The 15,658-nt window shown below is 55.1% G+C and carries 15 protein-coding genes; 5 read left to right on the top strand and 10 right to left on the bottom strand.

The features are described 5' to 3' along the window. Positions 1-127: 127 nt before the first annotated feature. From RZS32_RS08635 to RZS32_RS08620, 4 genes are all read right to left on the bottom strand, one after another. Positions 128-1,180 carry a hypothetical protein gene (locus RZS32_RS08635; protein ID WP_339106893.1) on the bottom strand — a complete coding sequence of 351 codons (1,053 nt, stop codon included), beginning with the start codon at positions 1,178-1,180 and terminating at the stop codon, positions 128-130. Further along, positions 1,180-1,449 carry a spike base protein, RCAP_Rcc01079 family gene (locus RZS32_RS08630; protein WP_317056586.1) on the bottom strand — a complete coding sequence of 90 codons (270 nt, stop codon included), beginning with the start codon at positions 1,447-1,449 and terminating at the stop codon, positions 1,180-1,182. The genes RZS32_RS08635 and RZS32_RS08630 overlap by 1 nt, the downstream gene beginning before the upstream one ends. A 78-nt stretch (positions 1,450-1,527) precedes the next feature. Further along, positions 1,528-1,737: a hypothetical protein gene (locus RZS32_RS08625; protein ID WP_339106892.1), complete on the bottom strand. Its 210-nt coding sequence runs from the start codon at positions 1,735-1,737 to the stop codon at positions 1,528-1,530. Positions 1,738-2,161: 424 nt separating this feature from the next. Next, positions 2,162-2,431 (bottom strand): hypothetical protein, encoded by a 270-nt coding sequence (locus RZS32_RS08620; RefSeq protein ID WP_339106891.1) that lies wholly within the window; start codon positions 2,429-2,431, stop codon positions 2,162-2,164. A gap of 139 nt (positions 2,432-2,570) precedes the next feature. On the opposite strand from RZS32_RS08620, the gene RZS32_RS08615 reads away from it, so the two are divergent. Both RZS32_RS08615 and RZS32_RS08610 read left to right on the top strand, forming a co-directional pair. Beyond that, positions 2,571-4,565 (top strand): polysaccharide biosynthesis tyrosine autokinase, encoded by a 1,995-nt coding sequence (locus RZS32_RS08615; RefSeq protein ID WP_317056583.1) that lies wholly within the window; start codon positions 2,571-2,573, stop codon positions 4,563-4,565. 32 nt (positions 4,566-4,597) lie between these two features. Then, on the top strand, positions 4,598-5,284 hold the full coding sequence (locus RZS32_RS08610) for a polysaccharide deacetylase family protein (protein WP_317056582.1): 687 nt from the start codon (positions 4,598-4,600) through the stop codon (positions 5,282-5,284). On the opposite strand, the gene RZS32_RS08605 is transcribed toward RZS32_RS08610, so the two are convergent. From RZS32_RS08605 to RZS32_RS08585, 5 genes are all read right to left on the bottom strand, one after another. Beyond that, positions 5,281-6,423 (bottom strand): hypothetical protein, encoded by a 1,143-nt coding sequence (locus tag RZS32_RS08605; RefSeq protein WP_317056581.1) that lies wholly within the window; start codon positions 6,421-6,423, stop codon positions 5,281-5,283. The genes RZS32_RS08610 and RZS32_RS08605 overlap by 4 nt on opposite strands. Continuing rightward, positions 6,420-6,839: an alternative ribosome rescue aminoacyl-tRNA hydrolase ArfB gene (arfB, locus tag RZS32_RS08600; RefSeq protein WP_317056580.1), complete on the bottom strand. Its 420-nt coding sequence runs from the start codon at positions 6,837-6,839 to the stop codon at positions 6,420-6,422. Before arfB ends, RZS32_RS08605 begins: the two co-directional genes overlap by 4 nt. Before the next feature lie 345 nt (positions 6,840-7,184). Next, entirely contained in the window at positions 7,185-7,991 is an 807-nt protein-coding gene (gene mepA / locus RZS32_RS08595) for a penicillin-insensitive murein endopeptidase (protein WP_422395964.1), read from the bottom strand. A gap of 119 nt (positions 7,992-8,110) precedes the next feature. Beyond that, the gene (locus RZS32_RS08590; RefSeq protein WP_317056579.1) at positions 8,111-9,445 is read right to left on the bottom strand and encodes an MFS transporter; all 1,335 of its coding nucleotides are present in this window, start codon (positions 9,443-9,445) and stop codon (positions 8,111-8,113) included. Between the two features lie 33 nt (positions 9,446-9,478). Next, positions 9,479-10,033, bottom strand: a complete 555-nt coding sequence (locus tag RZS32_RS08585) for an acyl-CoA thioesterase (RefSeq protein WP_317056578.1) — start codon at positions 10,031-10,033, stop codon at positions 9,479-9,481. 135 nt (positions 10,034-10,168) lie between these two features. Between RZS32_RS08585 and RZS32_RS08580 the strand changes: the two genes are divergently transcribed. The 3 genes from RZS32_RS08580 (at position 10,169) to yaaA (ending at position 13,387) form a co-directional block, all read left to right on the top strand. Continuing rightward, complete coding sequence (locus tag RZS32_RS08580; RefSeq protein WP_317056577.1) at positions 10,169-10,477, top strand: YggT family protein; 309 nt, start codon at positions 10,169-10,171, stop codon at positions 10,475-10,477. A gap of 74 nt (positions 10,478-10,551) precedes the next feature. Next, entirely contained in the window at positions 10,552-12,591 is a 2,040-nt protein-coding gene (recQ, locus tag RZS32_RS08575) for a DNA helicase RecQ (protein ID WP_317056576.1), read from the top strand. 31 nt (positions 12,592-12,622) lie between these two features. Next, positions 12,623-13,387, top strand: a complete 765-nt coding sequence (gene yaaA, locus RZS32_RS08570; protein ID WP_317056575.1) for a peroxide stress protein YaaA — start codon at positions 12,623-12,625, stop codon at positions 13,385-13,387. On the opposite strand, the gene RZS32_RS08565 is transcribed toward yaaA, so the two are convergent. Beyond that, positions 13,372-15,564: a response regulator gene (locus tag RZS32_RS08565; RefSeq protein WP_317056574.1), complete on the bottom strand. Its 2,193-nt coding sequence runs from the start codon at positions 15,562-15,564 to the stop codon at positions 13,372-13,374. The genes yaaA and RZS32_RS08565 overlap by 16 nt on opposite strands. Between the last annotated feature and the right edge of the window lie 94 nt (positions 15,565-15,658).

Genomic DNA, 15,658 nt, shown 5'->3' with positions numbered 1-15,658 from the left:
GAGCATTTGAACGCAACAGACGTTCCATCGACATCACGCGCCACGGCGCGCACCCCCGCAAGCCAACTTTCTGTGGACTGAATGCAATGCATCTCTGTGCCATTGCGCGACAGACCAAAAGCTCCGTTCAATACAATCGCACGCACCGAGTCATGTGTGGTGAACGCGTTGCATGACGTCGCCCCATCCACCCCGTTCTGCCACCCGGTGCAGTTCTGCAAAAGCACATGCATCCCCGGCGTGCCGTCCTCGTGAAAGGACCAGCCATCTTTGGCCCCGTGGCTTGCATCGCATCCAAAAACGCAACCAGACCATTCGTCCGACGCACCCGTGCAGCATCCAAAGGCGACGACGGATTGGACGGGGCCGAATAGCGGAACGAACAATTCACCCCGACAATGTTGCGCGTGGCCACTGCATCAAAATGCAAAGCCCCAGTGATGCCGCCTTCGGTATGGATGTTTTCAAGATAGAAATCCTGATCATGGCTCATAAAGCGCGCGCCGTGAAAGGATCGCAAAAGCGCTATATCCTCGGCGCCGGGCGCACCACCCACATTGACATGAACTGTGCCACCATCTTGTGTCCAGCTATTCTGTGTTGTGGCACAGGTGGCCACATCAACCACTTTGGAAAGCTCGGTGAAATGTCCTTCAGCCGTAAGCATGTCGGTCCGAAACGCGCGTTTGACCGAGCTTACTCCGGATGAATAGGTTCCGTCGGCATCGCTCCAAACAGGTTGAAACGGCCCCGTCCTATAGCGCACCGGACCCTGCCATCCAATCACTGCAACAGGTTGATCCGGCTCTTCATTGCCGTTGCGCGTAAAGGCGCTTTCCTCGTAAGTGCCTGGCTTGACCAGCACGCGATACGGGGCTGCCGTTGCGTTCCCGGCGACAAAGGCCGCATGGATCGTTCGCTTGGCATTGATGAAATTACCGTCCTGTGTTCCGAGCCCCGAGTTGCTGTCATCCCCGGTTGCACCGTCCACGTGAATCGCAGCGCCCGACCAGATTCCGGCATCAACCAGATTGCGAGGCTGAATGTCGGTACCATAGGTTTTGCCCATCCTATGAACTACAAACCCAAAGCGTGCCTGATCCCAATCAAACCCCGCTGGAAAATCCACGCCTTGTCGCGCGCTGGCTTGTGGTTTTAGACCCGTCGACAGGCCAATCATCACAAAAGCCCCTTCAATCCGGTTGCCGTTGTTCCAGTGCTTAGAACGCGCACAACGCGTAACGGGTAGATCACACCGGGTGTCAGTCCCGGAACCACGAGCGTATCGCCATCTTTGAGAAGGACATTGAGATCACCCGCCCCGCTAACCATGATCGCACGGGTCATTGTCAAAAGGTCACTTGCATCATCTGGCGTGATATCAAACCCGCCACAAATCGGGCCGGTCAACCCTGTTTCAAAGCTTGAGAAACTGTCTGTAATCGGCATTGCGGTCTCCATGTTGAGGTCGCCGCGACCCTGTGCCGTGTGGGTTTCCCAATACTTAATGCGTCGTGCGCTGCCAGCTCAACACGCCTGCACGCCCAGTTCGATCAGCTTCGCTCCGCGTATGCGATAGAGCGTGCGAATGCGATACCGTCCCGTTTCAAGATACCAGCGCCTCAAAGCGGGAGGGTAGTGATCGGCAATCACGTGCGACGCCTCTTCAAAGACTTTGGGCGCGAGAGGTCTTCCATATGAACTTGGTCCATGAAACCCGAATGTCGTGCGTGGCAAAACACATGTCTGCGGCAGGCTGAGGAACATCGTGCATGTTGAAAAACATACACCGCCTCGGATCTCTACCGGACGACCGCTTTGTCTCAATTCGCTAAGCTGGTGGAGGCGTTTCTTCAGCTCTCCACCGCGGTCGTTGCGAACAACCAAAGGCTTGTTCTCATTTGCCCAAACGGGATCTGACGCTACAAAAGCAAGGCTCAGACCAACGCCAGCGGACACCACAAAAAACAAAACTCTCAATAGACGCCCCGCGCCTATACTGCAAAAAACTCGCATGACACACCCACTCAAACCATTGCGCCAAAGCAAACTCAGCGCGTTCCACCACACCCAAGAACACCAGACACGTCCTAAGGAAAGGTTGAGCGCGAAGATCCACTCATCAACAAGTTGAATTGAGTTTTAGAATGGTGAGAGGCTTTTATTGTGTGCCAGTGGTGCTTGTTGACGTGGTCGACGGGCTTGACCCGCCTGCCCCCAACACACCGCCCAATGCGGCGGCTACACCTGCAATCGGTGCAACGACCGGTGCAAAGTTTGTGATCGGCTCATCCGCATCCGGGAGGTCGAGACACTCCGACAAAGATGCATCGCGAATATCAGAGCAATCCAAATCCTTTGCTGCATCCTCTGCAAGAACGGGCGGGGCCAAGCACATAAGAATGAAAACACATGCGACACGTATTAGCACAATGTATCCTTTTTGAGCTGTCATTCCGTTTGGAAAATCTGAAAGGCCACAACCCGCACCCTGCCGTGAAAACGGTTAAGAAATGGTTATCCATTTGCGCTGCATAAGAAGGTCAGGGTTAACAGAATTGGTACCACTCATGACAGTTTCCGATCCCCGGCACAGACAGGCATTCTATGCTCCGAGCCAAGGTGCGTCCGAGCTTGATCGGGAAGAAATCAATTTCGGAGCCATTCTTGCAACGTTATGGCGCGGCAAGTGGATCATTGCTCTGATCGGCGCACTTGTAACAACAATAGGCGGTTACTATGCGATCGGCATCGCAACTCCAGTTTATCGCGCCTCATCTGTCATTATCCTTGAACCCAACCAAGAACAGATTGTTGATCTGCAAAGCGTGGCCGCAGGCCTGTCAGGAGATACGTCTGAGATCAATTCTGAACTCGAAGTCTTGCGCAGTCGTGGGCTTATGGGAAAGGTGGTGCAGGAATTGAACCTCATCAGCGACCCGGAATTCAACCGAAGCCTAGCCCCGGCAAATTGGCTGACCCGCGTCAAACATCTGTTTCTTTTGAGACCCGACAGCAACCCTGCAAAAACCGACCTGCGCCGCGCCGAAGATCGCGTTGTCTCTGCGCTTTTATCACAGGTATCCGTCTCCAACATACGCGCCAGTCTGGTGTTCCGCATCACGGCGTCATCAACCGATCCCGAAAAATCCGCGGGCATTGCCGACGCAATCGCCGAGGCCTATGTCGCCGACCAAGTCACCGTGAAGCGCGAAGCCACCCGCGAGGCAACCGCTTGGCTCAGCGCGCAGGTCGAAGAACTGGAACAAACCCTGCAGGATGCTGAAAGCAAAGTGGCCAATTTCAATGCAAACACAGAGCTGATTTCGACTAATGCCCTGCGCCTTCTGGAGCGTCAGGCCAAAGAACTGCGCGAACGGATCGTGGCCGCGGCCGACGCGAAAACAAAGCTCACCGCGGCTGTGAACCATGAAACCGCCGAGCTCACAGAAAAACAACAAGACCTTACTCGCATTAACCGGCAATTGGCCTCCCTGCGCGCCTCGGAGCAGGATTTAATGAGGCAGATCAGCGCGCAAAACCAGGATCTCATTACCCTGCAGCAGCTTACACGAGAGGCCGAAGCGTCTCGCGTGCTCTACGAATACTTTCTGGCTCGATTTAACGAAACTGCGGCCCAACAAGGCATCCAACAAGCCGACAGCCGTATCCTGTCCCGCGCCGTGATCCCTTTGCGTTCCTCCGAACCGCGCACATTGCGTATCCTCACGCTTTCAGGGTTGGCCGGTCTCGTCCTCGGTGCTTTGATCGTCCTTTTGCGAGAGCGCCTGCGCAATAGCTTCCAGACTTTGCAAGATATCGAGGCCACCACGGGCTATCCCGTCCTGGGACAGGTCCCGGCCCTGGCCATTCGTACTCGTCCAAAGCTTCTGGCAAGCCTGATCGAAAATCAGACCTCTGCAGCGGCCGAAGCCATCCGCAACCTGCGCACCTCATTGCTTCTGTCCGATCCGGACCATCCGCCACAAGTGCTGGTCTCAACCTCCGCCATGCCCGGGGAGGGCAAAACCACCCACGCGCTGGCCCTCGCCCACTCTCTAAGCGGTCTTAACCGTCGTGTGCTGCTCCTCGGCGCGGATATCCGCGCCAGCACACTGCCCGAGTACTTTCGCGAACTGCCTGAGACCGATCTGGTGTCTGTCTTGCTCAATCAGGCATGTTTGGAGGACGCCATCTATCATCCGCGAGAGCTTGAGATCGACGTCCTGTCCGGGGCATCCTCAATGCACAATGCGCCCGATCTATTCGCCACGGATGCATTTGCGAACCTGATCGAAACCTTGCGCGACCGCTACGATCACATCGTCATCGACACACCGCCGGTTCTTGCCGTGCCCGATGCGCGTCTCATCGCACGTTCGGCAGATGCCATTCTGTTCACGGTTCACTGGAACAAAACGAGCCAAGCACAGGTCAACGAGGCCCTGCGCCTCTTGCATAGCGCCGGTCAGCGTATAACTGGCCTTGTCTTCGCCCGCGTCTCGCCTGGCGCCCTGAGGCCTTATGGTTATGGCGCCTACAGCAAATATGCCGGTGCCGTGTAGGCAATACCGACAACCCCGGATAAAACACCGCTATGCCGGGAAAACTGTGCCTAACCTTTGATGATCTTTTCGTGAACAACTGGTGCGCCGCGCGACCGGTGTTCGACGCCTATGAAGCGCGGGTCACTTTCTGCATCAGCCACCTCCACACCGCCACGCCTGAACAGATTAAGGGGCTGCATCTTTTGCAGCGTGATGGGCATGAGATCGCGTATCACACCCGAACTCACCCTCGGCTTGACCAGTACCTGAAGCGACATGGCCTGGAGCACTGGCTTGAACACGAAGTGGACCGCGGTGTCGCAGAGCATCGTGCCCTGGGTTTTCCCGCGCGCAGCTTCGCCTGCCCGTTTCACGCCTCAACATCCGAAACACGCAAAGCCCTGGCCGAGCGGTTCGAAGTCATCCGCACAGATGGTCCGCGCAGCATCGACCCCGACAATCCCGGCGCTCGTATCTATCAAGAATTACCAGCCAACAAATGCCTCGCCAACCTCAGCTTCGCCGACATGCAGCACAAAGCCTTCCCGGGCTGGAAGCGCCAAATGGAGTTCCTCGACCTCATCGCGGAAACCGGCGGCACAGCGGTGTTCGTCGGGCACGACATCAGAGCGCGAAAAACGGGGCCAGGGTTTTACAGCGCGCAAAAGCAGGTGGCGCGGTTGCTGGAGGGGGCGGTGGCGAGAGGGATCTCAGTTGTATCACTTCAGGATGCCTAGCGGCCTTGCGCCAAAACCAGGCCAGACATCACAACTGCAACTCCGGAAAACATGGCCGCCACCCCCAACGCAACCGTATAGGCACCCGTACCGTCATAAAGGGTTCCTGCAAGCCAAGGCCCGGCAAGGCCCGCCATACCCCAGGCTGTGAAAACCCGACCATAGACTTTGGCACTTTGATCCATTCCCACGCGTTTTGCGATCACTGGCGGCCAAGAAGCAATCGTTCCGCCATAGGCGAAACCAACCATCCCCAAAGTGATCATTGCAATTGGCGCACCGATTGCAACCAAAGCAACAAGTGCGGCAAAAGTGATCACGGAGAAGCCAACGACAACCCAACGCGGAGGCAGGCGGTCAACAGCCTGACCGCCCAGCAAGCTTCCGAAAAGGTTGCATGCCGCGACAACAGCTGGCGCAATCCACAAGGCCTTGCTCGGGTCAAGCGCCTTTGCAATCCCGGCAGCATGACCGATCACCATCAATCCCGCCATAACGCCTCCGAAATACGCCAGCCACATGGGCCATACGCCTGAAACCTTTGACCCCGGCCGTACCGGTATCGACGCAGAAAATCGCGCACCCCGCATTAAGCAAGCAGAGATCAATCCGAAAACGAGCAATGCGATTGCAAGGCTCAGCATCGCACTCCAGAACCCTCCACTGGCCAAGCCTAACTCAAACAATGCGGGTGAAACAACGGCCCCCAGCGCGTAGGCAGCAGTCACCATACCCATCGCAAATCCTTCTTGTCCTGGATTGGCCTGTGCCGCCATCTGAAGCCCAAAGCCGTACCCAATCCCATTGGCCAGACCAAACAGGATGCTGTATCCAAGCCAAACTTGCCAAAGCGCATTTGCATTAGCCGCCACACTGGCGCCAATCGCACCCAAGACGACGGCAAATAGGCATAGTATTGGTGCCGGTGCTCGTCCGTAAAATTTATGGCCCAACAGCACCATCAGGGTGAGACACATCAGTCCGCCGGAATAGGTCAGGCTGACCAATCCACGTGATGCTTGAAACTGGGTTTCCAACGGCTCAATGAAAATCGAAAACGCATGAATAGAGCCCAGGACTGCTGAAAGAAGGGAGGCTCCGGTCAGGACACGCGTGCCTTGCGACGGTCCAACCATCATGAGTCGTCAATCCGACCTCGGAGCGCTTTTACCTCGGCGCGCTTTTTCTTGGCCTCTACACGCTTGCGTTTTTGATTGGCCGAAACTTTGGTCGGGATGCGGCGTTTGGGTTTTTCGCAGGCTTTGCGAATGAGTGCGCTGAGCCTTTCGCGGGCAATCTCGCGATTGCGAGCCTGCGATCTCTCCTCGGACACCTGGATCACCAGAGCGCCCTCCTTGGTCCAGCGTCTTCCGGCTAGTCGCCTCAGTCTTCGCTTTATCGGGTCGGACAGGTTCGGCGACCGCTCCGCCTCAAACCGAAGCTCTACCGCCGTGGCCACCTTGTTCACATTCTGACCGCCGGGCCCTGACGCGCGCACGAATTGCTCGGTTAGTTCCCAATCCTCAATCGTGATCTGCTCGTTGATCTTCAACATAACACTCTGCTGCGCACTGACCTTCGCACCGATGCGATACCGACACTATACCGACGCAATACCGACGGGGAAATTTACACCTAAAAGGGCCGCTCCAAGATGTGGAGCGGCCCCTAAAGTTTTCGGAGGCGGGCCGGTTAGGCCGTGCCAATCAGTGGGTCAACACGCCCAAGGTTTGCCTTAGACGAGGTCCTCCCTGACTGTTCCGACACCTCTCTCCAATCCCTTTATAGACACTGGATCACCTCCTTTCGATTGTTGAACTCAAGTGCAGCCTGCCACAGATTTCATACTTGTCAAAACAAAATGCAGCGGTTGCCTGATTTTTATCCACAGGATGTGGCGTCACTGTGATTGCAATACCGCAACGCATTGTCGTGGCAAATCTTGCATCCGAAGCTCACGACGCGGTTTCGGTGGCGGCGCATTGGGATCGGGCGGCGGCGGGTTCAGGATGTTCTTGGCCCACTGTTCGGCATCCGCGCAGCCATCCCCGGCAGGCGGTGCTGCCTGATCCACACAGCCCGACGCGCCCTTAGGGCATTTCAGCCGCACATGGAAATGATAGTGATGCCCATACCATGGTCGTATCTTCCGCAACCACGCCCTGTCACCTTTTTCTTCCTTGCACATCCGCACCTTAGCACCCGGGAACACAAAAATTCGTGCCACCCTCGGGTCCTTAGCTGCGGCCTTCATGATCTCATGATGCTGGCGGGAGTAGTTGTCGTTGGTAAAGGCCCCATTGGCCCGTCTGAGAGAAATAGATGAGAGGCTCTCGCGCTCTGCACGGCTCAGGTTCAATCGTTTGGGTGGCAACATCCAGATATCGATGTCGAGGCCCAACTGGTGGCTTCTGTGGCCGGTAAGCATCGGCCCACCACGTGGCTGGCTGATATCGCCTATGTAAAGACCTTCCCAACCCGGTTGAGTTGCCGCAAAGCGCGACAGTTTTTGGACAAAATCAATCGCCTGAGGGTGCCCCCAATTTCGATTCCGGCTGAGACGCATTGCCTGCCAGGTTGGCCCGGTCTCGGCAAGTTGAACGCCGCCAGCAAGACAGCCCTTGGCATATCCGCCAAACGGCGCTGTGCTTTGTTGTGATGCGTCGGGCTTCGCTCCAAACAACTGGCGCGCCTCAACACCCTGCATCGCAACCGGAATACTCTGCGTCGAAAGAACGGTTTGCGAAAGGTCTGATGAGTCATTTGTTGAAGCGCTACAAGCCGCAAGTAAAACGGCCAGGCACGTCATCTTCAACCCATGTCGCATCATGCATTTTCCCCTTCTGGATGCACCCAGCGTAGCAGCAGCAAACCCAGCAGGAAAAGAACAATCAGAGGCGTCACACCGATTTGCTGACTTCCGCTCAACCCGGTGACGACACCGACCGAAAGCGGCGCAAGAAAGCTGGTGGCTTTACCCGCCAGAGCATAAAGACCAAAAGCCTCTGTCATGCGGTCTGGCCGTGCCTGACGGACCATCATGGTCCGGCTGGCCGATTGGATCACGCCACCTGCCGCGCCGATCACGGCTCCAACGATGTAAAATGCCAAATCGGGAAGTCGGGAAGTCGGATCAACCGCGATTCCGAAGACGCTGTCGCGGGACACGAAGACAATCGAAATTGCAACAGCACATAGCACAAGAATGCAAAGCCGGATCACCGGTTTGGGGCCAAAATAGTCATCTGCAAAGCCGCCAAGCCAAGCAAACAGAGCGCCTGACACAATTGCAAGGATACCGAACACACCAGTATCCACGACGGTCCAGCCCAAAACCCCAGCTGCATAAATTCCGCCAAAGAAGTACATTCCATTCAGCGCATCTCGATACAGCATAGATGAAGCCAAATAGGCAAAAAGCGATGGTGTTTGCGGCAAACTGCGGATTGTGCTCCGAAGTCCCCGCATCGCATCTTTCAAAGCGCCGCTCTTTGGCGCATCAACCTTCGGATCTTTGACCCAGAGGAAAAACGGGATCATAAAGACCACATACCAGATCGCTGTAAGCGGCCCGACAAACCGCGTGCCTTCTCGCCGATCCGGGTCAAGGCGAAAAGCGGGATCTCGTCCCAGCATGGTTTGTCCGGTTTCTGCGTTTTCCGCGAAGAAGGCCAACATAATCAAAAGACCAACCAACCCGCCGAGATAGCCAAAAGCCCACCCCTTCCCAGAAATCCGACCGATTTCTTTTCGCGTTCCAAGATCGGGCAAGATGGAGTTGGTGAAGATCGTGGCAAACTCCATACCAATCAAACCGATGGCAAAACACAACAACACCAGCCAAAGTGTCAGATCCTCTGGGTTAGCCATCCAGATGCCGGACGCTCCAAGCACATAAAAAACAGAGAAAAACCAAATCCATTTGAGCCTGTTGCCATAGGTATCGGCAATTGCCCCTAGAATCGGAGCGGCCAGCGCTATGGTCAGCCCCGCGGCCCCAACTGTGAAGCCCCAGACCGATTGCGCGCGCGCACCATCGTCAATGAGTTCCTTGACGAACGGCGCAAAGATGAAGGTAATCAACAGTGTATTGTAAGGCTGGCTGGCCCAGTCAAAAAAGAACCAACCCCAAATGCGCTTGCGTGCCGAAACCTGAGCCATACTGCCCCCTTGTGCAGAGCGATATGACTAGCTTCAGCTTGGAGTGGCAAGGTCTTCTTGCATGGGTGGCCATGGACGCACCTGATCCGCTGCAATCCAGGCTGCGACCCATTCAGGAGCCAGCGGCGGCTGAGGATCAACGCCCATTGCTTCCGCGACTTTCACGGGCGCGACGATACCGGCATCGCTTGTTACCGCAGCACGGTAGACAATGTGGTTTGCGCATTCACCGTTCTTCTTCCACATCGACTGTTCGACGTACATGAAACGCGCGTCCCAAAAGACAGCACGAGAGCGCATTTCAACCACCTCAAACATCCTTATGCGTTGACGGTAGCGCACGCTTGCACCAGCCATGGTCAAACCCCAGCTTTCTCTGCGCATTACCTTTACAAGCCCAGATCGGATTGCGAATGGGATGCGCCCTAAATCATAAAGCGTCAGTGTCCGTCCGTTGTTGAGCTCCATCCAGATGTCGATGTCCCAGGGAAGACAGATGTGGTGCGAGATATGCGCCTCTCCGAGTTTGAGCGGAGCAGCATTGCGCACCTTGAATATTTGCCACACCATTCTGAAGACAGGATACATGGGGGTAATCCTTTGCAGTTAGCTTTTTCGAAGTTGACGTAAGTTGCGGCAACGTCAACCCACGACCTCGCGTAAACCTTGCGGTTTTTCGCGACCCTGATTACCTAGGTTCAACACTGGAAGGGAACCAAACAGATGCAGGCAATCGCGGGGCCTATCGGCCTGATCCTTGATGTCGCGTTTTTCATTATGATCATCCATATCATCATGAGCTGGCTGATCAGTTTTCAGGTTCTCAACCTGCACCAACAGTTCGTGGCGCAAATCTGGTACGGGCTAAATCGTCTGTTAGAGCCGATTTACACGCCAATTCGCCGTTTTCTGCCCAACACCCATCCGCTGGACCTCGCTCCGCTTGTGGCATTTATCATTTTGCTGTCTCTGCGTGACTTCATTCTTCCAGAGCTTCTGTGCGGTGGGAACCGATTGACATATTGTGGCTGATCTCAGGTTGATTAACCGGACATTAATGTGAAAAGGTCTCCTGTAAGAGCAGAACAAAAACTTACAGGCCTCAAATGCAGTGCGCTGCCACGCTGTTGCAAGATATCTTTGGATTCGACGCGTTTCGCCCCGGACAGGGTGAAATTGTAGAGACAGTTGCCGCTGGCAATAACACCCTTGCGATCATGCCAACCGGTGGCGGGAAATCTCTTTGCTACCAGCTGCCCGCCTTGATGCGCGATGGTGTTACGGTAGTGATCTCACCGCTCATCGCCTTGATGCGCGATCAGGTGCGTGCGCTTCGTGCCGTGGGTGTGAATGCCGGGGCGCTGACCTCTGGTAATACCGAGGAAGAAACGCAGGCCGTATGGGACGCGCTCGAGAGCGGGCAGCTCAAGCTGCTCTACATCGCACCGGAACGTCTTGCTGCTGGGTCGGCTCTTGGAATGCTCCGCCGGATTGGTGTTTCGCTGATTGCTGTGGATGAAGCGCATTGTGTGAGCCAATGGGGCCATGACTTTCGGCCCGACTACCTACGCATTGGCGATCTGCGCAGAGCGTTGGATGTGCCCCTGGCGGCGTTCACAGCTACAGCAGATGCGGAAACCCGTGACGAAATCATCGAAAAACTCTTTGACGGCGAGCCACCCGAGATCTTTCTGAAGGGATTTGACCGACCGAATATCCGGCTTGCATTTACAGCTAAGTCCTCTCCACGCCAGCAGATCCTGGAATTTGCCGCAGCGCGAGAAGGACAAAGTGGCATTGTCTATTGTGGCACGAGAGCCAAGACCCAGACATTGGCGCAAGCGCTGCGCGACGCAGGGCATAGCACCTGTGCTTATCACGGCGGGATGGAGGCCGAATTGCGCCGCGAGGTTGAAGCCCGGTTTGCGCAAGAAGACGGGTTGATTGTCGTCGCCACGGTGGCCTTTGGTATGGGCGTGGACAAGCCCGACATCCGCTGGGTGGCGCATGCTGATCTTCCGAAATCAATCGAAGCCTACTATCAAGAAATCGGCCGTGCCGGGCGCGATGGTGCGCCAGCAGACACACTAACCTTGTTCGGGGCGGATGATATCCGCCTGCGCCGCAGTCAGATTGACGAAGGTTTGGCACCTCCGGAGCGGCGCTCCGCAGATCACGCACGGCTCAATGCCTTACTGGGCTTGGCCGAAGCACAAGGGTGCCGGCGTTGTACCTTGCTGAGCTACTTTGGCGAAAACGCCGAGCCATGTGGCAACTGCGATACTTGCCAGACGCCCCCAGAAGTTTTCGATGGTACCCAAGACGTGCGCAAAGCGCTTTCGGCCATGCTACGAACTGACGAGTATTTCGGCGCGGGCCATCTCATAGATATCCTATGCGGCACTCTGACAGACAAAGTGCGTGCCAGAGGGCATGATCAACTTCCAACTTTTGGCGTGGGTAAGGAAACGGACAAGCGCACGTGGCAAGGAGTTTTCCGCCAAATGATGGGTCATGATCTGGTACGTCCCGATCCGTCTCGACACGGCGCATTACGCATGACCGACAAAGCTGTACCTATTTTGAAAGACAAGGAAAAAATCACACTTCGACGCGACACGCTTGTGACAAAGTCACGCCGGCCAGTGGCCAAAGCGCTGGTTTCAGACGAAGACGCACCACTTTTGTCTGCTCTGAAAGCCAAACGACGCGAATTTGCTGAAGCCGCCAAAGTCCCGGCCTACATCGTCTTCACAGACCGCACTCTGATCGAAATGGCTGAAACCCGGCCTGCAACTCTGGACGGCATGGCTAAGGTCAGTGGCGTCGGAGCCAAAAAGCTGGAGCAATATGGCGCCGCATTTTTGGAGGTGATCAATGGCGAAGCCGAAGACATGCACCCAAGACGCCGTAAAATGGCGGGGCGGGAAACCGGCGTTTTGTACGACCGCCTGCTCGAAGTACAGGCTGACCTATCCCGCGGTGAAGACGGTATGGAGAAACCCTTAAGCTGTTCAGCATCTCTTTTGGCGCGCGTTGTTTCAACACGGCCCAGGACGCTTACCGACCTTGAACGGCTCCTGGGGGACAAAAGAGCGCAAAGATTTGGCCCTGCATTTCTGGACGTTCTGCAGATAGCGGACTAAGTCAGCCTCAAGAGCTTTATTGGGGACGCGTATGCTGATTGTTGTTTCGCCTGCCAAGAAACTGGACATGAACCAAGTTGAAGATGCACCGCGGACGGAGCCTGAGTTCATGGGTGACGCGGGAACGCTTGTTAAGACCGCCCGCGAGCTCAAAGCCGGCGATCTGAAAAAGCTGATGGGGATAAGCGACAACCTTGCTGCCTTGAATGTCGAACGTTTCCGTGATTTCGGCAACATGCCCCGCAAACAGGCGGCCTATGCTTTTGCCGGAGATACCTACCAAGGTTTGGAAGCAGAAAGTCTTGATCAAGACGAAATGTCATGGGCGCAGGATCATCTACGCATTCTTTCCGGTCTCTATGGTATTCTGCGTCCGCTTGACGAAATTGAACCTTACCGGCTCGAAATGGGCAGCCGCCTTAAGACAAAGCGTGGCAAGTCGCTCTATGATTTTTGGGGAGATACACTCTCCAAAGCTTTGAACCTGCAAGCCAATGTCGTGGGGACAAACGTCTTGGTGAATTGCGCCAGCCAGGAGTACTTCGGAGCAGTTGATCAAAAATCACTCAAGCTGAAAGTCGTCACGCCTGTCTTTATGGAAGTGAAGGATGGCACGCCCAAAGTCATCAGCTTCTTCGCCAAACGTGCGCGGGGCGCGATGGCGCGGTTTATCATCCAGAACCGATTGACAGAGCTCGACGCCCTGCAGGGTTTTGATAGCGGCGGATACAAATTTGATCCCGATACATCAACGGAAAATCGACTGGTGTTTCTGAGAGACTACGCGACCGACTGAACAGGTTCTGGATTACGCACATCTTCGGGGCACGCTTTCAGCACGTGATCAACAAGGTCCAATTTGTTCAAAGGTTTCGTCAAATAGTGATCCAAGCCCGCCTCTAGAATACTGTCGGCATCTCCGTCCATGGCATGTGCTGTCATTGCGACGATAGGAACATGTCGCCCAGACGCATTTTCAATTTCGCGAATGCGCTGCGTGGCTTCTTTGCCATCCATTTCTGGCATTGAGATATCCATAAAAACCAGATCAGGTGCGAAGCTTTGATAGAGGTTCACCGCCTCGACCCCGTTTTCCGCCAATTCAATTTCAAGGTCGAGGCCCTTAAGCATCTTGCTGAAAACCAGCCTGTTGGTCTTGTTGTCCTCTGCTGCAAGAACGCGCATCGGACGTGGCTCGGTGTCTGGAGTGGGTATAGAAAGCTGTTCCTCTTCGGCGGTCTCAACTGAGCGGACCGGCAGCTTTGCCAAGGCAGAAAACAGCTCTGCACGTGCAACAGGTTTTTGAAGAATCGCATGCAAATACTTACGGTCAGGGTCCTGTTCTGCGCTGCGTGTGTTCGATGTTTGAAGGATAACCGGCACATCAAAACCTTGGCTGTGCAGAGCCTCGGCCAATTCCAATCCATCCATGTGCATCATCACATGATCGGTCAAAACCAAATCGACGTCTGAAGAGATAAGCTCAAGCGCTTCCGCACCACTTTCACAACACACGGTTTCAACACCTAGTGTTCCAAATTGGCGCTCAAGTATGGAGCGGGTCAATGCGTGGTTTTCCACAATCAAGACCTTGCGCAGGTGATCGGGCGCACCAGCCATGTCTTTGTCGGGCGCATCTGCATGTGGCAACTTGAGAGAGAAGCCAAAGGCCGACCCCTCGCCTTCGACAGACTCAACCCAAATATTGCCACCCATTAGCGAAATCAGCTTTTGTGATATGGCCAACCCAAGCCCGGTACCTTCGAACTTGCGGTTGGTCTCGTCATCCACCTGATTGAATTCACCAAAGATATGATCAACCTTGGACGCGGGAATTCCAATGCCTGTGTCCTGGACAGTGACGTTGACCTGAGTTGCATCCACTCCCTTACCGGGTACGCCGACAACCTGCACCAACACATGCCCGGTCTGGGTAAATTTCACAGCGTTGCCTAAAAGGTTTGTCATCACCTGTCGGATGCGACCAGGATCTCCAATGAACGATGTAGGCAAGAACAGATCATAGTCCACAACAAGATCAATTCCCTTGTCTCGTGCATTTGCTTGCAAGAGCATCACAAGCTCATGAATGCAACGCTCAAGATCAAATGCCTCTTCTCTCAGCACCAGCTTTTCCGCCTCGATCTTGGAGTAGTCCAAGACATCGTTGATGATGACAAGCAACGCTTCAGCAGAGTTCTTGATCGTATTTGCGTAAAGTTCTTGCTCATCATCCAGCGCTGTATCGGTGAGCAACTCGGCCATACCAACAACACCGTTCATCGGCGTCCGAATCTCGTGGCTCATATTGGCAAGGAATGATGACTTGGCGCGATTGGCCGCTTCGGCTTTGTGCCGCGCATCTTTGAGTTGTTGCTCGTAACGGATCGTATCGGTGATGTTGAGCGCAAGACTAACAACATCGCCACCCGCCCCACGCTGATCAATGAGTTTGATGTACTGCCCGCTCCATAGCTGAATGATCGCCGGTTCCGGGGTCGCGGTTTGCCAACGATCAAGCATCTTTTCCCGCCACTCAATCGGCTCTGCATCTCCGATATCGACGATGCCTTCCTCGGTAGCATATTGAAGAATTTCTATATAGCTGATCCCCGGCTTGACATCCTCGAGGCCATCAAAAACCGCCAACCAGGCTTGGTTGGCTGCTATCATGCGACTCTCGCCATCGAAGAATGCAAAACCATCCTGAATGGTCTGAATGGAATGCCAAAGGCGGCGTTCGGCGATCTCAACCTTTTGGTGGGCCAACGTCAGATCGGATTTCACGCGCGCGTTTTCATCACGTACATTCTGTACTTCGGCGCGCGTTTCAACGATTTCCTCGCTCAGGGCTTTCGCATGCTTGCCCAGCTTGCGGTTTGCCGCCTGAAGCTCCGCTTGCTTTTGCTCCAAAAGCCGCTCTGCGGCCAGCCGCGCGCGACGTTCCTCCGCAAGTTTGTTGGCCAGGCTCATCTGCCGGTCTCCACCACGCCTGTTAACGAATGTGACCACACTCGGCGATTATGGTGAACAAGAGCTTAAACGCACCGACCGCACGTTGTCAGAT

Source organism: Roseovarius sp. W115, assembly GCF_032842945.2.
In the GTDB taxonomy this organism is placed as follows: Bacteria; Pseudomonadota; Alphaproteobacteria; order Rhodobacterales; family Rhodobacteraceae; genus Roseovarius; species Roseovarius rhodophyticola.
Note: the sequence above shows the minus strand (reverse complement) of the source record. Positions and strands in the feature narration are given on the sequence as shown.